At 60.1% G+C, this 23,059-nt stretch carries 19 protein-coding genes; 5 read left to right on the forward strand and 14 right to left on the reverse strand.

Annotation, left to right across the window (positions count from 1 at the left end; genetic code table 11):
• Positions 1 to 13 precede the first annotated feature (13 nt).
• Genes cobT through BM225_RS04470 form a run of 3 tightly spaced genes read left to right on the forward strand, consistent with a single transcriptional unit; the run spans position 14 to position 4,096 of the window.
• Entirely contained in the window at positions 14 to 1,906 is a 1,893-nt protein-coding gene (cobT, locus tag BM225_RS04460) for a cobaltochelatase subunit CobT (protein WP_072707161.1), read from the forward strand.
• Positions 1,903 to 3,696, forward strand: coding sequence for an aminopeptidase P family protein (locus tag BM225_RS04465; RefSeq protein ID WP_072707162.1), 1,794 nt, complete (start codon positions 1,903 to 1,905; stop codon positions 3,694 to 3,696). The genes cobT and BM225_RS04465 overlap by 4 nt, the downstream gene beginning before the upstream one ends.
• A gap of 55 nt (positions 3,697 to 3,751) precedes the next feature.
• Positions 3,752 to 4,096, forward strand: coding sequence for a DUF427 domain-containing protein (locus BM225_RS04470; RefSeq protein ID WP_072707163.1), 345 nt, complete (start codon positions 3,752 to 3,754; stop codon positions 4,094 to 4,096).
• Positions 4,097 to 4,168: 72 nt separating this feature from the next.
• Here BM225_RS04470 and BM225_RS04475 read toward each other — a convergent pair whose 3' ends face one another.
• Entirely contained in the window at positions 4,169 to 5,884 is a 1,716-nt protein-coding gene (locus BM225_RS04475) for a chloride channel protein (protein ID WP_083595717.1), read from the reverse strand.
• A gap of 40 nt (positions 5,885 to 5,924) precedes the next feature.
• Here BM225_RS04475 and BM225_RS04480 point away from each other — a divergent pair, with 40 nt between their 5' ends.
• A complete protein-coding gene (locus tag BM225_RS04480) occupies positions 5,925 to 7,301 on the forward strand; it encodes an FAD-binding oxidoreductase (protein WP_072707164.1) in 1,377 nt (458 codons plus the stop codon).
• Positions 7,302 to 7,348: 47 nt separating this feature from the next.
• Here BM225_RS04480 and recN read toward each other — a convergent pair whose 3' ends face one another.
• The 12 genes from recN to ftsW form a co-directional block, all read right to left on the reverse strand.
• Positions 7,349 to 9,001 carry a DNA repair protein RecN gene (gene recN, locus BM225_RS04485; protein ID WP_092463879.1) on the reverse strand — a complete coding sequence of 551 codons (1,653 nt, stop codon included), beginning with the start codon at positions 8,999 to 9,001 and terminating at the stop codon, positions 7,349 to 7,351.
• Positions 9,002 to 9,034: 33 nt separating this feature from the next.
• The gene (locus BM225_RS04490; RefSeq protein WP_072707166.1) at positions 9,035 to 9,916 is read right to left on the reverse strand and encodes an outer membrane protein assembly factor BamD; all 882 of its coding nucleotides are present in this window, start codon (positions 9,914 to 9,916) and stop codon (positions 9,035 to 9,037) included.
• Between the two features lie 105 nt (positions 9,917 to 10,021).
• The gene (lpxC, locus tag BM225_RS04495; RefSeq protein WP_072707167.1) at positions 10,022 to 10,942 is read right to left on the reverse strand and encodes a UDP-3-O-acyl-N-acetylglucosamine deacetylase; all 921 of its coding nucleotides are present in this window, start codon (positions 10,940 to 10,942) and stop codon (positions 10,022 to 10,024) included.
• Between the two features lie 218 nt (positions 10,943 to 11,160).
• Positions 11,161 to 12,879 carry a cell division protein FtsZ gene (gene ftsZ / locus BM225_RS04500; protein WP_072707168.1) on the reverse strand — a complete coding sequence of 573 codons (1,719 nt, stop codon included), beginning with the start codon at positions 12,877 to 12,879 and terminating at the stop codon, positions 11,161 to 11,163.
• Between the two features lie 174 nt (positions 12,880 to 13,053).
• Positions 13,054 to 14,388, reverse strand: a complete 1,335-nt coding sequence (ftsA, locus tag BM225_RS04505; RefSeq protein WP_072707169.1) for a cell division protein FtsA — start codon at positions 14,386 to 14,388, stop codon at positions 13,054 to 13,056.
• A 5-nt stretch (positions 14,389 to 14,393) separates the two neighbouring features.
• Positions 14,394 to 15,251: a cell division protein FtsQ/DivIB gene (locus BM225_RS04510; RefSeq protein WP_072707171.1), complete on the reverse strand. Its 858-nt coding sequence runs from the start codon at positions 15,249 to 15,251 to the stop codon at positions 14,394 to 14,396.
• Positions 15,248 to 16,162, reverse strand: a complete 915-nt coding sequence (locus BM225_RS04515; protein WP_072707183.1) for a D-alanine--D-alanine ligase — start codon at positions 16,160 to 16,162, stop codon at positions 15,248 to 15,250. Before BM225_RS04515 ends, BM225_RS04510 begins: the two co-directional genes overlap by 4 nt.
• A gap of 126 nt (positions 16,163 to 16,288) precedes the next feature.
• Positions 16,289 to 17,206, reverse strand: coding sequence for a UDP-N-acetylmuramate dehydrogenase (gene murB / locus BM225_RS04520; RefSeq protein ID WP_072707185.1), 918 nt, complete (start codon positions 17,204 to 17,206; stop codon positions 16,289 to 16,291).
• Positions 17,193 to 17,465, reverse strand: coding sequence for a DUF2484 family protein (locus tag BM225_RS04525; protein ID WP_072707187.1), 273 nt, complete (start codon positions 17,463 to 17,465; stop codon positions 17,193 to 17,195). Before BM225_RS04525 ends, murB begins: the two co-directional genes overlap by 14 nt.
• A 15-nt stretch (positions 17,466 to 17,480) precedes the next feature.
• Positions 17,481 to 18,878, reverse strand: coding sequence for a UDP-N-acetylmuramate--L-alanine ligase (murC, locus tag BM225_RS04530; protein WP_072707189.1), 1,398 nt, complete (start codon positions 18,876 to 18,878; stop codon positions 17,481 to 17,483).
• Between the two features lie 19 nt (positions 18,879 to 18,897).
• Positions 18,898 to 19,983: an undecaprenyldiphospho-muramoylpentapeptide beta-N-acetylglucosaminyltransferase gene (gene murG / locus BM225_RS04535; protein WP_072707191.1), complete on the reverse strand. Its 1,086-nt coding sequence runs from the start codon at positions 19,981 to 19,983 to the stop codon at positions 18,898 to 18,900.
• Complete coding sequence (gene ftsW, locus BM225_RS04540) at positions 19,980 to 21,149, reverse strand: putative lipid II flippase FtsW (RefSeq protein WP_072707193.1); 1,170 nt, start codon at positions 21,147 to 21,149, stop codon at positions 19,980 to 19,982. Before ftsW ends, murG begins: the two co-directional genes overlap by 4 nt.
• A 125-nt stretch (positions 21,150 to 21,274) precedes the next feature.
• Here ftsW and BM225_RS04545 point away from each other — a divergent pair, with 125 nt between their 5' ends.
• On the forward strand, positions 21,275 to 22,456 hold the full coding sequence (locus BM225_RS04545) for a BaiN/RdsA family NAD(P)/FAD-dependent oxidoreductase (protein ID WP_072707194.1): 1,182 nt from the start codon (positions 21,275 to 21,277) through the stop codon (positions 22,454 to 22,456).
• Here the strand turns inward: BM225_RS04545 and BM225_RS04550 are convergent.
• A complete protein-coding gene (locus BM225_RS04550) occupies positions 22,453 to 23,058 on the reverse strand; it encodes an inner membrane-spanning protein YciB (protein WP_072707196.1) in 606 nt (201 codons plus the stop codon). The two genes, BM225_RS04545 and BM225_RS04550, sit on opposite strands and share 4 nt — an antisense overlap.
• Between the last annotated feature and the right edge of the window lies 1 nt (position 23,059).

A 23,059-nucleotide genomic window follows, 5' to 3' on the forward strand; every position in this document is an offset into this window, starting at 1 on the left:
GAAAGCTGGCACCATGAAGAAGTCCGACAACCCCGCCGATCCGTTCAAGAAGGCTCTGGCCGAAGCCACCCGCGTCATGTCGGAAAACCCCGATTTGACCGTGAGCTATTCGGTCGATCCGGCAGGAATGTCCGGCGACTCGATGCGCCTGCCCCAAATTTCCCGCCGCATGACCCGGGACGAGGTCCTGATCGCGCGCGGGACAGCGGACGCGCTCGCCATGCGTAGCCGCTACCACGATGCGTCGGTCGCAGCGCGCTATATCCCCCAAGGTGACATGGCCCGTGGCATTTACGAGGCGATGGAAACTGCGCGGTGCGAGGCAATGGGCGCGCGCGACATGCCCGGCACTGCAGGCAACATCGACGCCAAAATCGCCCACGAAGCCAAGACCCGCGCATATGAACAGGTGACCGAGGCCAAGGACATTCCGTTGTCCGTCGCTGCCGGCTATCTGGTACGCAATCTAGCCACGGGTCGCGACCTGCCCGCGGGCGCGGACAACGCGCTCGACCTATGGCGCGACTTCCTCGAGGGCCAAGGGTCCGAGACTCTGACAGGCATCGACGACGTGTTGTCCGACCAGCAGGCCTTTGCCAAGTTCGCCCGCCAGTTCATCACCGATTTGGGCTATGGCGACCAGTTGGGTGAAGACCCCGACGATCTGGACGACGAGTCCGAAGATGACGAGGCGCAGGAAGAAGAACAGGAAGAGGACGAAAGCCCCGAGTCCGACGGCAACGAGGAAAGCGAAAGCGACGAGGGCGAAGCTGAACCAGAGCGGTCTCAGGATCAGCAGATGGATCAGGCGCAGGCCCAAGTCTCGATGGAGGAAGACTCCGAGCTGGAGCTGGACGAGGAGACCGAGTTGCCAGAGGGCGACGCGCCCATGGACCCTCCGCCCCCTGCCCCGCATTCCGAGGCCGATCCCGACTACAAGGTCTTTGAGACCAAATTCGACGAGGAAATCCGCGCCGAAGATCTGGCCGACCCCGCAGAACTCGAACGCCTGCGCGCCTATCTGGACCAGCAACTCGAGCCGCTGAAGGGGGCTGTCAGCCGTCTAGCGAACAAGTTGCAGCGCCGTCTACAGGCGCAGCAGAACCGCAGTTGGCTTTTCGATATGGAAGAGGGCATTCTGGACGCTGGTCGTCTAGCCCGCGTGGTTGCAAACCCCACGACACCCCTGTCCTTCAAGGTCGAGAAAGACACTGAATTCCGCGATACCGTTGTAACTTTGCTTTTGGACAACTCCGGCTCGATGCGCGGCCGTCCGATCAGCATTGCGGCCATCTGCGCCGACGTTCTGGCCCGCACGCTAGAGCGCTGCAACGTCAAGGTCGAGATTTTGGGCTTCACCACCCGTGCCTGGAAAGGCGGCCAGAACCGCGAGACGTGGCTGCAACAGGGACGCCCCCAGCAGCCCGGTCGTCTGAACGATCTGCGCCACATCATCTACAAACATGCCGACGCCCCGTGGCGCCGCGTGCGTCCGAACCTCGGGTTGATGATGAAAGAGGGCCTGCTGAAGGAAAACATCGATGGTGAGGCGCTGGAATGGGCTCACCGCAGAATGCTGGCCCGCCCCGAGGCGCGCAAGATCCTGATGGTGATTTCGGACGGCGCACCCGTGGATGACAGCACCCTGTCGGTGAACCCCGCAAACTTCCTTGAGAAGCACCTGCGTGACGTGATTGCAATGGTCGAGAAGCGCAAGCTGGTGGAGCTCTTGGCGATCGGCATTGGGCACGACGTGACCCGCTATTATGAACGTGCGGTCACGATCACTGATGTGGAACAGTTGGCCGGTGCGATGACCGAACAGCTGGCGAGCCTCTTTGACTCCGACCCCCGTGCGCGTGCGCGCGTAATGGGGATCAAGAACAGCACCCGGAGAGCTGGATGAGTTTTCAAGATTTCGCGGTCACCGCGCGGCCGGAACAGGGGCCGCCGCGTCTGGCTGCTTTGCGCGAACAAATGGCTGCCGAAAGGCTGGCCGGATTTCTGGTGCCCCGCGCCGATGCCCATCAGGGTGAATACGTGGCGCCTTGCGATGACCGACTGGCCTGGCTGACAGGGTTCACGGGCTCGGCTGGTTTTGCGCTGGTGCTGGCGGACAAAGCAGGCGTCTTTATCGACGGGCGCTACCGTGTGCAGGTCAAGTCGCAGGTCGCCGACTGCTTTACCCCCGTGCCTTGGCCTGAAACCAAGGCGGGAGACTGGCTGTTAGAAAACCTAGATAGCGGCTTGGTCGGTTATGACCCGTGGCTCCACACCCCGCGCGAGATCGAAACGATCGAAGCCGCGCTGGCAGGCACCGAAATCGGTCTGAAGCCGGTCGATAACCTTGTCGACCGCATCTGGGCTGATCGCCCTGCCCGACCCACGGCCCCTGCCGAAGCCTTCCCCGTCGAGATCGCGGGCCTGACTTCTGGCGAGAAGCGCGAGATGGTGGCAGAGGCCCTGCGAAAGGCAGGCCATGCTGCGTGCGTCCTGACACTGCCCGACAGCATCTGCTGGATGCTGAACATTCGCGGCGCGGATATCGCGCACAACCCAGTTGTCCAATGCTTTGCGATTGTGTTTGACGACGCGTGTGTTGCCCTGTTCGCGGGCCCTGCAAAGTTCGAAGCTCTTGGTCCTGATCCCGACATCAGCATCGCGCCGCTCGACGCCTTTGAGGGGGCATTAGGACAGCTTAGCGGGCCTGTTCGGCTCGACAAAACCTCTGTCCCTGTGCTGGTCCAGCAGGTTTTGGAAAGCTTCGAGATCAGCATTGCTTGGGGCGATGACCCCTGTGTCCTGCCCAAAGCTTGCAAGACTGACGCCGAGATCGCCGCAACCCGCGCCGCGCACCTGCGCGACGGTGCAGCGATGGTGGAATTCCTGTGTTGGCTCGATCAGCAGACGCCCGGGACCTTTACCGAAATTGATGTCGTCAAAGCGCTAGAGGGCTTTCGTGCGGCCACAAACCAGTTGCGCGAGATCAGCTTTGAGACCATCTCTGGCAGCGGACCGAATGGCGCAATCGTCCATTACCGTGTGAGCGAGGAGTCGAACCGAACAGCCCAAGACGGTGACCTGCTGCTGGTTGATTCCGGCGCGCAATACACCGACGGCACCACAGACATCACCCGCACTATGCCCATCGGCACCCCCACAGCAGAGCACAAAGACCGCTTTACCCGCGTGCTCAAGGGGATGATCGCAATCAGCATGGCGCGTTTTCCCAAGGGGATTGCAGGCCGTGATCTGGACGTTCTGGCCCGCAACGCGCTGTGGCAAGTGGGACTGGACTATGACCACGGCACCGGCCATGGCGTTGGTGTTTACCTGAGCGTACACGAGGGGCCTCAGCGCATCTCGCGCGCCTCGACGCTGCCACTGGAGCCAGGGATGATTCTGTCGAACGAGCCTGGCTATTACAAAGAAGGCGCCTACGGCATCCGGATCGAGAACCTGATTGTGGTCTCTCCTGTGGACACGCCAGAGGGCGGCGACGATCACCGTACCATGTACGGATTTGAAACACTCACATGGACACCGATTGATCGCAGGCTGATAGAAACCGCCCTTTTGACACCACAAGAACGTGCGTGGCTAGATACTTACCATGCGACATGTTGGGAGAATCTTTCGTCAAGACTGTCGCCGGAGGCCAAAACGTGGTTAGAGAGCATGACTGCGCCGCTCTGACACGAGAGTGTCATCAAAGACTGGCACAGCGATAAAAAACACAGGGGGACTACGCATGACAGCGAACATCAAGATCCATGCAAACGCAGGGACTTATGTTGTACGCGCAGGCGGTGCTGTGTTGGGCGAAAGCTCGAACACTTTGGAGTTGGTAGAAGGCGATTACACGCCGGTGGTTTATTTCCCTCGGGAAGACATCGCTATGGCCTTTCTCGACCAATCCAGCCAGCGCACGACTTGCCCGTTCAAGGGCGAGGCTCAGTACTACAACATCGTGACCAAGAGCACGACCATCGAGAACGCAGCTTGGTCCTACGAGGATCCGGCGAGTGGTCTGGAGCAGATCAAAGGGTATCTGGCCTTCCACGCCAGCCCACAGCTCGCGATCGAAGAGTTGTAATCCATCGGCCGATTGGGGCTGTGACGGGGCGTGCCACTGGCGCGCCCTTTGTCGTTTCAATGTATGACGTTTCTAGCTGTGCTCTTCTGCGGCTGTCGCTGCTAGCGCGCGGTTAAAGGTCCGCAGGGCATCCACTTGAAATACCGCTCCGACGATGTCGGGCGCTTCTTCACCGCGTGCGGACTTAACCACCGGGACAAAGGCCGCGCCAGTACGGTCAAAGATCGGCATCGCGTCGCGCAGTGTCTGGCCCGTTTGCAGGACAGTCCCTTCGGCCACCAATGCTTCGAGTTGGTCAAAGGGGGCGGCGTGTTCATGATCAAGCGGACGCATCACGGTCGCCACGCCGTACATCCCCATCAAGTAGGCCTGCGGCCCTGCGGCCAGTTGTAGGTTGCGCCGCGCCAATAACGTCAGAAAGAAGGACTGAGAGACCATGCGGCTGGACAGCGCGGTCGACATGGACACAGCCACCATGACAGCAAGCCCCGTATGCCAGTCCCCTGTCAGTTCAAACACGATCAGCGTCGTGGAAATCGGCGCGCCGAGCACGGCCGCCGCCACCGCGCCCATGCCTGCCAACGCATAAAGTGTCGCCTCGCCCGAGACCGAGGGGAAGATACCCGTCGCGATCAGGCCAAAGGCCAGCCCCGTCAAGCCACCCACCATCAACGCGGGCGAAAACACCCCGCCCCCCATGCGGCCCGCCATGGTGATCGACACCGCAATGATCTTGAGCACGACAAAGACCAAGGCTTCGTACAGGAGCATGTCTCCCGCCAGGGCCCGGGCGGTCGTCTCGTATCCCACACCAATGATGTGCGGGAACATCAGCGCAATGCCCCCCAGCAAGAAACCAGAGATCATTGGCCGCGACCATGCGGGGAACTGCAGCGCCGCCTCCAGTCGGTTACCGAGTTGATCTGCCCAGAAGATGGCGCGCATCAGAACGACCGCAACCAAACCGCTTACCAACCCGAGGATAAAGAACGCAGGCAGTTCAGCGTAGAACTGCAAGAATGTACGCGACGACAGGACAAACTCGCTCACATCGCCAAACGTCAGACGTGACACCACCGTGCCTGCGACGCTGGCAACAACGATGGGGGCAAAGGCATGGATCGCGAAGTGACGCAGCACGACCTCCAGCGCAAAAAGCGCCCCCGCAATCGGCGCGTTAAAGCTGGCAGACACCGCCGCAGCCACAGCACACCCCAAGAGGTTCCGCCCGCTAATGGCGTCAGCGTGAATCCAACCGCTCATCCGCGTCGCGAGAACACCAGCAAGGTGCACAACAGGCCCCTCTCGGCCCGTCGATCCGCCGCTCGATAGCGTGATAAGCGATGCTAAGGCAGAGGCCAGACCCTCTTTGACCTCAACCCGTCCGCCATTCAGCGCGGCGCCCTCGATCACATCTGCCACGGACCGCACCCGCCCGTCCGGCGTGAATCGCTGTAGCAAGAGCCCCACCAGAAGCCCGCCCACAGTCGGGATCAGGATGACCCAAATCCAGTTCACGGTCCCAAGGTGCGTGTGAAGATGGTTAATGTCGTCGGTCCGGTAGAGCGTGCTTTGCAACAGCTCGATCCCGAGTCGGAACGCCACCGCGGCGCAGCCAGAGGCAGCCCCCACCACCAGCGCGATCAGCCAGAATTGAAACTGGCTCGGCCCCTTGGTCCGGACCAGATCATAAGACCTGCCGATTTCCTCGCGTAGATCGTTGAGAGATTCTTTAAAAAACTCTTTCACGTTCGCCCGCCATTGCGCGTTTACCTTTTCCACAGACATGAGCATGCGTATGTTGCCTACAACCAGAAAGAAGGCCGGCATGACAAAACCCGATGCACTCCATGAGCTTAGCACCTTACTAGGACAACGTCTCTCGACCTCCAAGTTTGAACTTGAAGCGCATGGGCGCAGCGAATCCTATTTTCCGACCACCCTCGCCGATGCTGTCGCATTTCCAGACAGCACCGAAGAGGTCAGCGAGATCGTGAAAATCTGCGGACGGCACGGCCTACCGGTGATCGGCTGGGGCGCTGGAACTTCGCTCGAGGGACACGCACTGGCCAAGCAGGGCGGCGTCATCGTGGATTTTCGGAATATGAATCAGATTTACGATCTGCACGCCGAAGACATGAGCGTCACCGTCCAACCCGGCATCACACGCGAAGCACTAAACGAGGAATTGCGTGCCACGGGCCTGTTCTTTCCAGTTGATCCAGGCGCCAATGCCACGATCGGAGGCATGGCCTCGACTCGTGCAAGTGGGACAACCACGGTGCGCTATGGCACGATGCGGGACAACGTTATGGCGCTCGAGGTGGTCATGCCCGATGGGCGTATCGTTCGCACGGGCAGCCACGCGAAAAAATCCGCTGCGGGCTTTGACCTAACCGCCCTCATGATCGGGGCTGAGGGAACCTTGGGCCTGATCACAGAACTGACCCTGAAACTGCAGGGCCAGCCCGAGGCTGTAGGCGCCGCTGTCTGCGCGTTCGACAACATTTCTGACGCTGTCGCCACTGTGATTGAGACCATCCAGTTTGGGCTTCCCATGGCGCGGATCGAATTCATCGACGCTGCCACGGCTGCGGCTGTGAACGCCTATTCCGGCTCTGAGCTGCCCCTGACCCCGCACCTCTTGGTCGAATTCCACGGCTCCGAAGCCGCCTTGGCCGAACAGGCCGAAGTTTTTGGGGGAATTCTGGCCGAGCATGGCGGCAAAGGGTTTGACTGGGCAACCGCGCCCGAAGACCGCAAGGCGCTCTGGCACGCACGCCACCACGCGTATTGGGCGATCCTGAACAGCCGCCCCGGATGCCGCGCGGTCGTCACAGATCTGTGTGTGCCAATCTCGCGCCTTGCCGGAGCGGTCGAAGCCACGCGCACGGACATCGACCAAAGTGGCCTGCAAGGCCCTATTCTCGGTCACGTCGGGGATGGCAACTTCCACGCGATCCTGATGATCGATCCAGAGAGACCCGAAGAACTGGATCGCGCCAAAGAGCTTTCGGACCGTATGGTGAAGCGGGCGTTGTTCATGGGGGGAACTGTCACCGGCGAGCATGGCGTCGGCTACGGCAAGCTGGAGTATATGCCCATGGAGCACGGCGAAGGCTGGGACGTCATGGCGCAGATCAAGGCCGCGCTGGATCCGATGAACATCATGAACCCGGGCAAGGTGGTGCGGTTCGGGGAATAAACCCAAGTCGATGAGTGATTGAAAAAAGAAAGGGCCGCTTGGCCCTTTTATTTTTGCTCGATCAGAGCTCGCGCCGCCTCTCGCGCAGCTTCGGTGATCGTGTCACCAGAGATCATGCGCGCAACCTCGTCCACGCGCTCTCCTGCGTCCAAGGGCACCACGCGGCTCAGGGTTTGGCCATCCTGCACGGACTTGCTGACCTGCCAATGATGCTGCCCCAAGGCGGCGACCTGCGGCGAGTGTGTCACCACAAGCACCTGACCTTCGCTCGCCAGTCGCGCCAGACGGCGACCCACGGCGTCTGCCGTTGCGCCACCCACCCCACGGTCAATCTCGTCAAAGATCATTGTCACGCCGGATGTGTTTTGGGACAGGCAAACCTTGAGCGCCAAAAGAAAGCGGGAGAGTTCGCCGCCCGAGGCAATCTTGGCCAAGGGGCCTGCGGGAGCACCCGGGTTGGTGGCGACGGTGAACGAGACATTGTCGCGCCCTTCAGGACCGACATCCCCCTCGGTAATCTGGGTATGAAAGACCGCCCGCTCCATTTTAAGGGGGGCCAGCTCGTCCATCACGGCACGATCCAATCGCGCCGCAGCTTCGGTACGCGACTCTGTCAACGCCGCCGAAGCGTCTGAATAGGCGGCATCAGTCGCTTTGACGTCTGCGCGCAAGCGGTTCAGGTCCCCCTCGCCCGCATCCAGTTGGCCAAGGCGCGTGCGCAATTCTTCGGCAAAGGTCCCCAGATCGTCCGGCGTTACCCCATGTTTTCGCGCCAAACCGCGGATCGCGAACAAGCGCTCTTCGATTGCTTCGAGTTCCGCGGGGTTGAAGTCGAGGTTCCCGAGAACACGTTCAACCCCTTGCGTTGCATCGCCAAGCTCGTTCAGCGCCCGCCCAAGTGCCGCAATCGGTTCATCCAACTGACCGTCCGCTTCTGCAGCGATACCGTCCAGCCAACGCATGCCGTCACCCATTGCGCCCTCGGCCCCTTCGAGCCCAAGGATCTGGAACGCGCGCGCCAGATCATCGCGGATCTTCTCGGCGGCTTGCATCCGGCGGCGCTTCGTGTCCAGCTCTGCGTCCTCGCCCGGTTGCGGGTCGAGTTGATCCAATTCGGCGACGGAATGGCGCAAGAACTCTTCTTCGCTCCGCATCGCGGCCAGCTTTTCCTCGGCCTCGGCCAACGCTTTGGTCGCGCGGCTGCGCGCTAGCCACAACCCACGCAGATCCGCCAACAAGACCCCGTGTCCAGCGAACTCGTCCAGCAGCTGTCTGTGACCGCGCGGGTTCAGCAGGCCGCGATCATCGTGCTGTCCATGCAATTCAACCAAAGTCTCGGACAGGTCGCGCAGCACCTGCCCTGACACGCGGCGATCATTGATCCATGCAGTCTTGCGGCCATCCACGGTGTTCACGCGGCGCAGGATCAATTCGCCATCCGCCTCGACCCCAGCCTCGGCCAGAATGCGGTGCGCGGCATGATCGGTGGGCAAGTCGAATTCAGCGATCACTTCGCCTTGGTCCGCGCCAGCACGCACCAACTCGGCACGCCCGCGCCAGCCCAGAACAAAGCCCAAGCTGTCCAAGAGGATCGACTTACCCGCACCTGTTTCCCCTGTCAGGACATTCAGTCCCGGCTGGAAATCCAATTGCAGTCTGTCGATCAGCAACACATCCCGAATATCAAGCGTTCGCAGCATGTAGAATGTCCGGTTGCCCGCCTAGATGCGTGATCAGAGCCACTGGCCCTTGATCATCTGGCGGTAAATTTTGGCCAGCCAACTGTCACCCTTGGCCTCGGGTTTCAGACCCGCGTTGGTCAGCAGTTCATAAGTCTCTGCGTACCACTCGCTGCCCTGATAGTTATAGCCCAGAATAGCCCCGGCAGTCTGCGCTTCGTCGGTCAGGCCCAACGACAGGTAGCTTTCTACTAAGCGGTGCAGCGCCTCGGCGGTGTGGGTAGTGGTCTGAAAATCCGCCACCACGACGCGGAAACGGTTGATGGCGGCGGCATAGTGCTGACGCTTCAGATAGTAGCGACCAACTTCCATCTCCTTGCCCGCCAAGTGGTCAAAGGCGAGGTCGAACTGCAGGATCGAGCTTTCTGCGTATTCGCTGTCGGGATAGCGCTCGATCACCGTACGCAGGGCTTGCAGCGCTTGGAACGTCAAACCTTGGTCACGGCCCACGTCGTCGATCTGGTCGTAGTAGGACAGCGCCAACAGATATTGCGCGTAAGCTGCATCTTCGTCTGCGGGGTAGAAATCGATGTACCGCTGCGCGGCGGCACGGCTGTTTTCGTAGTCCTGATCCTGATGGTAGGCAAAGGCCTGCATGATCAGCGCGCGCTTCGCCCATTCGGAATAGGGATACAGACGCTCAATCTCGCCAAAGTAGACAGCGGCCTGATCGGCATCGTTGTCGGCAAGCTCGTATTCACCGCGGGCATAAATCTCTTCGGCAGTGAAGTTTTCCAAAGGTTCGCCCGATTGGCCCCCTTCGGCGAAACTGTTGTTGTTGGCAAAGGGCCGCGCGGAAAAATCGGAACAGCCCGCGACGCTGAGGCTGATAAATACTGTCCCGAAAATCGTCTTAAACGCTTTGCCCATGCTCATACCTGCCCACAATAATTCAGGATCCACGAGGCCGTGATGCCTCTGGTCAACGGCGTGTTAGCACAGAAAATTCCGGTGCAAAATGCCTTTGCCACCCTTACGCAATCATGCGACGGCAGCAAGGTCCGAGACATGCAGCCCAACGCCGGGCAAACGGGCGATGCATGCCGCGTCGCAATCGACGATGCGGTAGGCGGTCGGGTCGGCAAAGAGCGCCCTCAAGAGCATGTTGGTTAGGGTGTGGCCCGCCTTGTATCCGGTATAAAGACCAAGGATCGGCGCACCTGCCAAAGCCAGATCGCCAAGGGCATCTAGCATTTTGTGACGAACAGGCTCGTCCGAATGGCGCAGGCCACCGGGGCTTAGAACCTCTTCTCCGTCAACAACTACGGCGTTTTCCATGGTTCCGCCAAGCGCGAGACCATTTTCACGCATGAATTCGACATCTGCGGCGCGGCAGAAGGTGCGGCTGTCGCACAGCTCGCGGACGAACGTGCCGTTCGCCATGTGCAGGCTCTTGCGCTGACGGCCAATGGCTGCGTCGGCGAAGTCGATCTCAAAATCAATTTTCAGCGAGTCGGCAGGTGTCAGAGTGGCTGTGGCGTCAGCCTTCTCAACCGTCACCGGCTTCAGGACTTCGATCGCGAACAGAGGCTCTGCCAGCATACGGATGCCCTGCTTCACAATCCCGCGAACAAAGGGGGCGGAGCTGCCATCAAGGATTGGAACTTCTGGGCCATTCACTTCGATCAGGGCGTTGTGAATACCGCAGCCCGCCAGCGCAGCCATCACGTGCTCGACCGTCGACAGGCTGACGCCGTCGGTGTTGACCAATTTGGTGCAGAGAGGTGAATGTTCGGCAACGTCCCAGCGTGCAGGGATCAGCGGGTCACGGTCCACAATGTCGGTACGCGTGAACCAGATTCCGTGTCCGGCCGAAGCAGGACGGATCGTCAGTCGCACAGGTTGACCGGAGTGAAGGCCAACGCCGTTGAAGCTGACTTGATTTCGGATCGTGGTTTGCACAATGGCCCCAATTGTCTGCGCGAATGTATCGCTTTGTTGAACAGACAGTTAACGCTCACCCCCCAGAGTCACAATTCAATCTTTGCAACACGGTGAAACATCCCATCCTAAAAGGCGGGCAAAAATACGCCTAAGGATTATTTACAGGATCAAGGCCTTGATTCTCAAAAACAAAAAGGCCGCCCGAAGGCGGCCTTGAATGTTTCGATTCACACGGATCAGTTGGCCTGACGGCGCAGGAACGCAGGAATCTCGATCTTGTCTTGTGCCGGATCGTTATCAACATCCTCTTCAAAAGACGGCGCAGGTGGTGCCACACGACGCGCAGTCTGAGGCGCATTGCGCTCGGGCTGAGGCTGCGGACGGGCCGGAGCAGCGGGCTGCTCGTTGTGACCGGTCATGCGATTAATCAGCGAGTTGATCCCAAAGCGCGACTTCTCGGGCGCAGCCGGAGCAGCGGGGCGCGCGGGCGCCTGCGGCTGGGTGCTGCCCATCGGGCGCTGCTGCTGGGTGCCGCTGTGGTTCACCGCTGCCTTCAGACGTGCCATCGTCTCGGGGCTTGCAGCACCTGCGACAGGGCGCTGGGGCGCAACAAAGTCATCCCCCTGATGCGCTTCGGGCGCAGGCTGCTGATACTCTTCGGCACGCGGCTGGTACGCGGGTGCGGGAACATCCTCGGCGGGGTACTGAGGTGCTGCAATGCGCGGTTGCTGCGTAGGCTGCTGGTAGGATTCCTGCGGCAGCGGCGCAGGGCGCTTGGGCTGCTGAGGTGCAGGAGTCTGGTAGCTGGTCGGCTGCTGCGGTGCAGGCTGTTGGTATTGCGGCTGCTGATACTGGGGCTGCGGCGCAGCGGCAGTCGGCGCTTGAGGCGCGGGCTGCTGCGGAGCGGGCGCAGGCTGTTCAGCGCTCACCTGCTGGGTGAGCGGCTCTGCCAAAGTACGACGGGGCGCGGGCTCTTCCAGAGCTTTGGCCGATGCGTCGATACCAGTTGCGACAACACTGACACGCATACCGCCTTCGAGCGATGTATCCAGGGTCGAACCAACGATGATGTTCGCGTCGGGATCTACTTCTTCGCGGATACGGTTGGCCGCCTCGTCCAGTTCGAACAGGGTCAGGTCGTGACCACCGGTGATGTTGATCAGAACGCCCTTCGCACCGCGCAGGCTGATTTCGTCCAGCAGGGGGTTCGCGATAGCCTTCTCTGCCGCCTGAATGGCGCGATCTTCGCCGGTCGCTTCGCCGGTGCCCATCATGGCTTTGCCCATCTCGTCCATCACGGCGCGAACGTCCGCAAAGTCGAGGTTGATCAGACCGGGGCAGACCATCAGATCGGTCACGCCTTTGACACCTTGGTACAGAACATCGTCAGCCAAGCTAAACGCTTCGGTAAAGGTGGTCTTTTCAGTCGCCAGACGGAAAAGGTTCTGGTTCGGGATGATGATGAGCGTGTCGACGACCTTCTGAAGGGCTTCGACACCCTCCTCGGCCTGACGCATGCGCTTACCGCCTTCGAACTGGAAGGGCTTGGTCACAACGCCAACGGTTAGCACACCAAGTTCACGTGCAGCCTGCGCGATGATTGGCGCTGCACCGGTGCCGGTGCCGCCGCCCATGCCTGCGGTAATAAAGCACATGTGTGCGCCTGCCAGATGATCGACAATCTGCTCGATGCTCTCTTCAGCTGCGGCAGCGCCTACGCTTGCCTTTGCGCCAGCACCCAGACCCTCGGTCACTTTCACACCCAGCTGGATGCGGTTGGTTGCTTGGGCCTGCTGAAGGGCTTGTGCGTCGGTATTCGCCACAACGAATTCCACACCCTCGAGCTGTTTCTCGATCATGTTGTTGACCGCGTTGCCGCCGGCGCCGCCCACACCGAACACGGTGATGCGGGGCTTCAATTCATCGTGTCCGGGCATCGAAAGGTTCAAAGTCATGATCTGTCCGCCTGCTTGTCGCCCGTGCCACCGGGCAGTTTTGTCCCTGATTACATATCATTCTACGCGCCATAAACGGCGACGTCATCCAAAAAGTCAGCCTGTCAACACAAAATCTGGCCACAAAGATGCCCCAAAAGGCGGCATTTCGCCTAAATGCACCAGATATTGGGCTTACCAGTTATCCTTGAACCATTTCATCGCGCGCTGCAATGATCGGGCGGGGTATCTTTCGACCGGCATGTCGAAGTCCCACCATTCGTCCTGTGGATGCGCTGCAAAGCAGCAAAGCCCCACTGCGCTGGCAAATCCCGGCCCTGTTGCGGCCTGAGGAAGTCCGTGTACGCGCAAAGGTCGACCCAGCCGCACCTGCTGCCCTAATATCTTACTGGCCAGCCCGTCAAGGCCGGGAATCTGACTTCCACCGCCCGTGAGCACGATTTGCTGGCTCGGCATATGGTCAAAGCCTGCCGCGTCCAACCGCGCACGCACTTCCTCTAGAATTTCTTCGACACGCGGACGCATTATCCCGATCAATTCGGTACGGCTGACGGTGCGGCGATCATGCTCCCAATCACCAGAGTCTCCGTCCAGATCGATCAATTCGCGGTCATCCATGCCGGTCGCGTAGACGCCACCGTGGAAAGTCTTTATACGTTCTGCAGTCGTCATGGGAACCTGAAGGCCCATAGAGATGTCGCTGGTGACGTGGTCACCCCCCATCCGCACGCTGTCCGCATAAATCATGTGCTTGCGCATGAAGATCGACACGCCAGTGGTGCCGCCCCCCATATCGATGCACGCTGCACCTAATTCTTTTTCATCTTCGATCAGTGCCGCCGTGCCAGACACGTAAGCAGAGCTTGCGACACCAGCCAGTTCCAAGTCGCAACGCTTGATGCAGTATGCCAGATTCTGGATCACGCTGGCATCAACTGTCAGCATGTGCATATCACAGCTGAGTGTATTGCCGATCTGGCCACGCGGATCATTCAGTCCCGAGCGGTGATCCAATGCGAAGTTCACGGGCTGTGCGTGCAGCACCTCGCGGCCTGCGCCGTAATCGGGCACATCGCACGACGCCAGAACGCTGCCGATATCCTCTTCGCTGACCTGCTGGCCATCAAGCTCGACCGCGCCTGCCAAGCCGTAGCTGCGGGGACGCGCGCCAGAGAATGTCGCGATCACGTGGTCGACGCGGACACCTGCCATCTTTTGCGCCGCCTGAACGACAGTGCGGATCGCCCGCTCGGTCTCGGCCATCGCGTCAATCTCACCAAACCGAACGCCGCGAGACCGAGTTGTCGCTGCACCGACAACGCGGAAGCCCGCCTGCCCTGCCATGGACCCGATATCCTCGCCTTCGACAAAGGCATCTGTGCGATCAAACCGCAGCACCAGACACGCGATCTTCGAAGTTCCAACGTCCAGAATGGCGATCACGCCACGCTGTAGTGCTGCCTTCCGTAGTCCGCGCATAGCGCGCTGTGTTTCATAAAGCTCGATCATCTGCCTCAATCCTCAGCTTCATACCCCCGGACGCGCAGCAATTCTTTACGTGCCACTTGTGTCATCCGGATTGTCGGCCTGTCGGCCAGTCTCATGTCCACGACCGTCACGTCGCGGGTCAAAAGTTCTTTTGCCTGCTCCAGTGCGATCACGCGTTCCAGCGCGCGCACAGCGTCTTTTTCGGGCAGCAAAATGCGCTGATCCCGATCCAGTACCAAATCCCAGCGTCGGTTGCTGACACGCACCACGCCGCGCACCCGTTCACGGATGGGGGCAGCAGCTGCAATCAATTCCAACGCTTGGGTGACATTCTTGTTGGCCCCGTCCCCAACGATCAGGGGGAGGTCAGGACGTTCGATCCGCGCATCCAGCTTGTCCGCGCGCACGCCCTCCTCGTCGATCACTTCCACGCCTTCGGGCCCGCGCCACAGAGCAACGGGCTGGCGCTCTATCACATCAACCTGCAAAACACCGCCGGAACGGATCTGTAGGGACACGTCCTTGACCGCGTCGATCTTGCGGATTTCATCACGCAGATCGTTGAGGTTCAGGTCGAACGAGCTCAGCGGGAAACTCGCTGGCATAAGCTCTTGAATCGTTTTCAACGTTTTGTCATTCGCACCGTCCACGGCCATCATCTGGACCATGAATTCGGGACGTTCTTGAAAGTCGCGCTTTACCGCTTCGATGCTTGCGAACAAATCAGTGCGGCGCTGTTCGTTGCCCAGATAAGTCGCTGCTGCCAAAGCCACCACCATCACGGGCAACCCCATGCGCAGCCCCATACGGAAGCTGGGGGTCAGCCACATGCGCTGGACCTTATAGGCCCAACGACTAGGAGCGGGATCGGCGCGGCGCGTCATCTGTTGCACGATGCGTCCTCCACCAGCCACCGGCACAGGGCGCCAAAGCTCATGCCAGCGACGCCTGCCTGTTCAGGGCTCAGCGAAGTGGGCGTCATGCCGGGCTGGGTGTTGGTCTCGAGCAGGATCAGACCATCCACACCACGGGTCTCGTCCCAGCGGAAATCTGTGCGGCTCATGCCACGGCAGCCCAAGGCGTTATGCGCACGAACGGCATAGTCATAGCAGGCATCGCGGATGGCGTCGGGAACATCGGCGGGCACCACGTGGCGCGACCCGCCCACTTCGTACTTGGCGCTGTAGTCGTACCAGCCGTCTGTCAGAATATCGGTCACGGCCAAGGGACGATCCCCGAGCACAGTGGTCGTCAGTTCCCGGCCCGGCGCGTAGGTCTCGACCATCACGGTCTCTGGCATTTCGTCGGACAGTTGTGGCGGCGTGTTTGCGCCGTCCATCACCAGATAGACGCCGACGCTGGACCCTTCGTTGTTGGGCTTCACCACATAGGGCGCGGGCATCACATGGCGGGTGCGGACTTCATCACGGCTGGCCAGAACGCTTTCGACAATCGGCAGACCTGCGGCGCGGTACACATCCTTGCTACGGGCTTTGTCCATTGCGAGCGAAGAGGCCAGAACGCCTGAATGCGTGTAGGGGATACCCATCCATTCAAGAATGCCTTGCACACAGCCATCCTCGCCCCACCGACCGTGGAGCGCGTTGAACACAACGTCAGGGCGAATCTCTGCAAGGCGTGTGGGCAGGTCGGGGCCAGCATCCAGCTCGACCACTTCGAATCCTTCGTCCCGAAGTGCAGCGGCGCACTCTTTTCCACTGGATAACGACACCTCTCGCTCTGCGGAGGGGCCGCCCAATAGGACCGCTACAGTCGGGTGAGCCCTGCTCGACATCACCACATCTGCCTCTGTATTCTCGGCCGTTTCGGCCTGTTTTTGTCTACTGCCAACACAAGAGCCTAAATGCTCTCAAAATGCCACAGATTTTTAGTTAATTTATCTTACAAATCGCGAGGATGGTTAGGTTTCGTCACCCACACGGATCACTTCCCATTCTAGCTCTAATCCGCTCGATTGGAAAACGCTTTTTCGGACAAGCTCGCCTAACCTTTCGAGATCGCTCGCCGTCGCATCGCCTGTATTCACTAGAAAGTTCGAATGCTTCGGGCTCATTTGCGCACCGCCTACGGTTGCGCCGCGCATGCCTGCATCATCGATCAGCTTCCATGCTTTCAGATCATGAATATCATCCGCGCGCCCTGTGCTTGAAAAGCCCGCAGGATTGCGAAAAGTACTTCCCGCAGTGCGATCTTTTGTCGGTTGGGTCGCATCCCGTTTGGCCAGTTGATCGGCCATTTTCTGTTCCAGTTCTGCGGGGTCACCAGTCGGCGCCTCGAACACCGCCTCGGTCAGCACCCACCCCTCGGGCAAGTGACTGTGACGATATCCGAATTGGAGATCTTCGGGGCTCAGCATAACCACTTCACCATTCCGTGAGACGGCCTGCGCGGAAACCAAATGGTCGGCCACATAGGTCCCGTAGCACCCTGCGTTCATACGGATTGCCCCGCCAATCGAGCCTGGAATGGTGCGCAAAAATGTCAGATCAAGGCCCGCTAACGCCGCCTTGCGCGCGGCCATGGAATCGAGCATCGCCGCACCTACAGTTACACGAGTGCCCTCGATGCTCAGGCCGTTAAAACCGCGCCCCATGCGGATCACGACAGCCCTGATTCCACCATCGCGCACGATCAGATTGGACCCGACACCCATCGGAAAAACTGACACATCACTCGGAAGGGCCTTTAGAAAGGCGCAGAGGTCTTCGAGGTCTGCAGGCTGATAGAACCAGTCTGCGGGGCCACCGACCCGTAACCATGTCAGGTCTGCCAGTGGACGGTTGGGGGTCAAATTTCCTCGCACCTCAGGCATCTGCATCGGGGGTCCTCCGTTTTCCGGTCAGCCAGCGCCACAGGTAGATCACCGGCCAGCGCAGAATTGACAGACCTGCTGCCAGAAACGCCAGCGCGATCCAAGGGCCATTCGTGAAAAACAAAGCGACGAGCATAGGAATGCCCGTCGCGATCAGCCCATATGCACAGAGCCAAAGCTTTTGCCCCTTGAAGAGCATGGTCATCAGAGCGGCGCTCAGCACCCAGACGCATGCCGCGCCCATTCCCAGATCCGCGGCAGTCATCAATTGTCGCTCCTCTTAGTCGGCCAAACGGTTCGGCAGGTTATTTGCCCACGCGCTGATGGTCCCTGCCCCAAGGCAAACGACCATATCACCGGGCTGGGTCTGCTCGCGCACCAGACGCTCCAGATCCTCTTCGTTGTGCAGGGCGCGGGCGTGGCGGTGACCATGACGGATCAGACCCGCGACCAGATCATCTCGGCTCGCGCCTTCGATGGGCGCTTCGCCAGCAGCAAAGACTTCGCCAATCGCAACGACATCCGCATCGTTAAAGCAGCTACAGAAATCATCGAACAGGCTGTGCAGTCGGCTGTAGCGATGCGGCTGGTGCACAGCGATCACGCGGCCTGTGGTCGCCTGACGCGCGGCCTTGAGGACAGCGGCAATCTCAACAGGGTGGTGACCGTAATCGTCGATGATCGTGACCCCGTTGACTTCACCAACCTTGGTAAAGCGGCGGTTCACGCCGCCAAATTTGGCCAGCGCCTCGCGGATTTCTTCGACCTTCATGCCCAGATGGCGAGACACAGCGACCGCAGACAAGGCGTTCGAGACGTTGTGATCACCGGGCATGGGCAGCGTGCAGCCCTCGATTGTCATGTCTTCTTGTTGCAGCCGGATGTCGAAGTGGGCGACGCCGGCCTCATAGCGCAGATTGATCGCACGGACGTCCGCTTGGGCGTTAAAGCCATAGGTGGTCACGCGGCGGTCGGTGATTTTGCCCACCAGCGCCTGAACTTCCGGGTGGTCAGTGCAGCAAACCGCCAGACCGTAGAACGGGATATTGGACACGAACTGGTAGAAGCCTTCGCGCAGGGTGTCGAAATCGCCCCAATGCTCCATGTGCTCGGGATCGATGTTGGTGACAATGGCGATGGTCGCGGGCAAACGGTTAAAGGTGCCGTCGCTCTCGTCTGCCTCGACGACCATCCACTCGCCCTGCCCCATGCGGGCATTCGAGCCATAGGCGTGGATGATGCCGCCGTTGATCACGGTGGGGTCGATCCCACCAGCAACCAACAATTCAGCGACCATCGTGGTCGTGGTGGTTTTGCCGTGGGTGCCCGCAATCGCGATGTTCGACTTCAACCGCATCAGTTCGGCCAGCATCTCGGCGCGGCGCACAACAGGCAGACCGCGGCGGCGCGCTTCGTCCAGCTCTGGGTTGCCTGGCTTGATCGCAGAAGAGATCACAACAACCTCGGCCCCTTCCAGATTCTCGGCCCGCTGGCCTTCGAAAATGGTCGCGCCCATGCCCGCCAAACGATCAGTAATTTTGCTGGTTTTCTGGTCAGAGCCCTGAACGGTGTAGCCGTGGTTGATCAGAACCTCGGCAATCCCCGACATCCCGATCCCGCCGATCCCGACGAAATGAATGGGGCCAACATCGGTGGGCAGCTTGGTCGCAGCGTTCATGGTAGAAGGTCTTTCTTCGTCAGGAGTGTGCCAGCTCTTCGACCAGCGCGACAAGGCGCTCGGTCGCGTCGGGGCGGCCAATGGACAAGGCGGCTTGGGCCATGTCATGGGCCCGCGCGGGCTGTGTCAAAATATCGGTGATCGCTGTGGCAACGGCGTCCACAGTGAATTGGTTTTCAGACAGAGCGACGGCGCCACCAGCCTCAACCACGCCGCGCGCATTGGCGGTTTGGTGATCCCCAGTCGCCGCAGCGAATGGCACGAGGATCGCGGGGCGTCCGATCACGGTCACATCCGCAACAGAAGACGCGCCAGAGCGGCTGATCACCAGCTGCGCGCGCTCCATGCGCTCGGGGACATCACTGAAAAAGGGCTGAACGTCGGCTGTGATACCCGCTTCTTGGTAAAACGCTTTGACGCGCGTTTCATCCTCGCCCCGCGCCTGATGGCTGACTGTGATCCGACCACGCAAATCGGCGGGCAATGCGGCAATCGCGGCAGGCACGACATCTGACAGAATGCGCGCACCTTGCGAGCCGCCGATCACCAAGAGACTGACGTCTCCTTCGGGCGCAACATAAGGCGCGGCGGCTTTGTCCAGAACGGCGCTGCGGACGGGGTTCCCAGTATAAATGCCTTCGACGCCCTCGGGCAGATCTGTCGGCCAAGTTCCACACGCCACCTTATTCACTTTGGCAGCAAATACCCGATTGACCCGCCCCAAGACACCATTCTGCTCGTGGATCATGCGCGGCAAGCTCATCCAAGTCGCCGCCGAAATCGCAGGGATCGACGGATACCCGCCAAAGCCGACGACGACCGCCGGTTTGTCCTTGGACATCGCGCTACGGGCCGACATGATCCCGCCAATGATCTTGAACGGCACGAGCAGCTTCGCCAGCGGCCCGCCACGCGCAAAGGTCGCGCTTTTGACTTCCTCAATATGAACAGCGTCAGGGAACGCGCCTGTGTAGCGCGCACCCCGTGCGTCGGTCGAAAGTTTGACCCGCCATCCTTTTGCCAGCATCGCCTCGGCCAGTGCCTGAGCGGGGAACATGTGCCCGCCGGTCCCTCCGGCAGCGATCAGCAAAAGTGGTTGGGTCATAGACGCCCTCGTCCTCGCAAAAGTTCACCGATTTGGCCCTGCGGCCGCTTGCGGGTAAACGCCAGAAGAATCCCGACTGCAATACCCATCGCGATCAAAGAAGAGCCACCATAGCTGACGAACGGCAAAGTCATGCCTTTGGCAGGCAAAAGCCGCACCGCCACGCCCATATTGATCATCGCCTGCACGCCAAACGAACAAGCCAGACCCGTGCCAGCAAGGCGGATAAAGGGATCGCGTTCTTTGATCAGGCGGATCAGCGACCGGACCACAACGACGGAATAGAGCGCAATAATCAGGCCCACCAGAACGAGCCCGTATTCTTCGGCTGCGACCGCAATGATGAAATCCGTATGTGCGTCCGGCAAAGACCATTTCACCTCGCCCTCACCCACGCCAACGCCAAAGAACCCGCCCTCGCGGATCGCGTTGGTCGCGTAACCCAGCTGGGTACGCGGATCAACGTCGGGACTTAGGAAGCCGTCAATGCGCCGCGCGAAGTGCTGCGAATTGTGATAGCTGAAGATGCCGCCCAAGACGACCATCCCCGCGATGCCCGACAGCAGCAGCATCGGTGCGCCCGCCACAAAGTACATTGTGCCCCACGCAAACAGGACCAGCGCCGACTGGCCGAAATCCGGCTGCAACGCCAGCAACAGCACGATAAAACCTGTCAGGCCAAAGGAAATCAGCTTGCCCGGCGGGCCATTTAGCTCTTGTCCTGCGGCCATCAACCACGCAGCGGTGACGATATACAGGGGCTTAAGGAATTCAGAGGGCTGGAACGACGCAAAGCCAAGCGAGTACCACCGCACCGCACCTTTGCCGAAGTCTGTGCCCAAAAAAGGCAGCAGCGCCAGTGCAATGAGCGACATGACAAACCCCAGCACCGCATAGCGTCGGATCACTTGGGGCGACATCATCGACACCACCATTGCGACCGTCAGCGCCACGCCGCCAAAGAACGCCTGACGCTGTACGTAGTAGAACGCGTCCAAGCCATTGCGCCCCGCCAGCGGCGGAGATGCTGCGAACCCCAGCAATAGACCGATACCAAACAGTGAAACGATGCAGCTCAGCGTCCACTTATCAACCGTGCGCCACCATCGCGGAAGGATAGGTTCGCCGGTTTGGACGCGTACTGCGCCATAGACCATTTCTGTCATGGGATGACCTGCCGATTTGCCTCTGCCCTGTCCCTTTGCGGGATCTGCAAGCGATTCTATCGTGAAACTTGCTTCATGGCCAGAGTCCTCTTGATTCCAAGGCGATTTCGCGACAATCCGCCGGTATGACCTATGACACGCTGATCCTTGGGGCCGGAGCGGCCGGAATGATGTGCGCCGCCCACTGTGGTGGGCGCGTGCTGGTGATCGACCACGCCAAAGCCGCAGGAGAGAAGATCCGCATCTCTGGCGGCGGGCGCTGCAACTTCACCAACATGTACGCAGAGCCTGCGAATTTCCTGAGCCAAAACCCGCATTTCTGCAAATCAGCGCTGGCCCGCTACACCCAATGGGACTTTGTTTCATTGGTCGACAGCTACGGGATCAAGTGGCACGAAAAAACGCTCGGGCAGCTGTTTTGCGACAATAGCGCAAAGGACATCATCGCCTTGCTGCGCGATTTGATGGACAAAGCGGGGGCGCAATTGTGGCTGGAAACCGCAGTTGAAAGCGTCAGCCAATCGGACGGGCTGTTCCACGCGCGTCTTGTTAGAGGCGGCAAGCCTTTGACTGTGTCCGCGCGGCGGGTTGTGCTGGCGACAGGGGGCAAGTCGATCCCCAAAATGGGCGCCACCGGCATTGCCTATCAGATCGCAGAAAGCTTTGGCCTGCAGGTCACGGAGACCCGCCCTGCCCTCGTGCCGCTGACGTTCAGCGCACAGCCCTTTGCGCCGATCTCTGGCACCGCCATTCCAGGCCGTGTACGCGCCGGAAACGGAAGCTTTGACGAGGCAGTGCTGTTTACACATCGCGGCCTGTCCGGCCCTGCGATCCTGCAGGCCTCGTCCTATTGGACCGAGGGCGACAGCGTGCACCTGAGCTTGTGCCCTGAAAACGACTGGATGGCGATTCTGCGGCAGGCCCGCAGCGATACCCCACGCCGGCAGATCGGCACAGCGCTGGCCGAACACCTGCCCAAGAAACTGGCGCAGCATCTGGACGAGGCGTGGGGCCTACAGGACCAACTGGCCAACACCACGGACAAACGTCTGGCCGAGGTCGCCGAACTGCTGGCGGATTGGGAACTGACCCCCACAGGGTCCGAAGGCTACCGGACCGCCGAAGTCACCCTTGGCGGGATCGACACAGATGGTCTGTCGTCAAAAACGATGGAGGCCAAGGATGTCCCTGGCCTCTATGCGATTGGGGAATGTGTGGACGTGACCGGCTGGCTCGGCGGATACAATTTCCAGTGGGCGTGGTCCTCGGCGATGGCCTGCGCACGGGCCATCGCAGAGTCGGATTAATCCTCGGTCTTTTCGATCCCGTACTGCTGGAAGAGTTTCCCTTGCAGCATAAAAAACGCAAAGATCGCGATGGTCAGCCCAAAGGTTTTGAAGCTGACCCAGGTTTCTGTGCTCTGGGTGCGCCAGATGATCTCGTTCAGAGCAGCAAGCCCAAAGAAGAAGGCGCAAACGCGGCGCGTCAGGATCATCCAACCCTCTTGCTGCATCGGCAGCGCCTCTTCCATCACGACACGCAGGTAGCTTTGGCCGCGCAGCAGACCGAAGCCCAGAATGCCGCCAAAGATCAGGTAGATGAGCGTCGGTTTCATCTTGAAGAACCGCTCGTCGTTGAGCCACACAGATAGGCCGCCGAACACGACCACCAGCACCAAGGTCACGATCTGCATCTTGGACATGTGACCAGTCAGTTTCCACAAAAGGCCCGAACAGATCACCATCAGCGGTACAAAGGCCGCTGTCACGGCGATAAAGCCGCTGTATTCTTCACCGCCGAAGGTGAAGGTGCGATCCTTGAGCAGGACATAGGCCACAAAGAACGCCAGCACCGGCCCGTATTCGAGCACGCCTTTGACCATAGGGCTGACGGGTTTGGGCTCTGCCATG

Origin of the sequence: Donghicola eburneus, assembly GCF_900115865.1 — a bacterium.
In the GTDB taxonomy this organism is placed as follows: Bacteria; Pseudomonadota; Alphaproteobacteria; order Rhodobacterales; family Rhodobacteraceae; genus Donghicola; species Donghicola eburneus.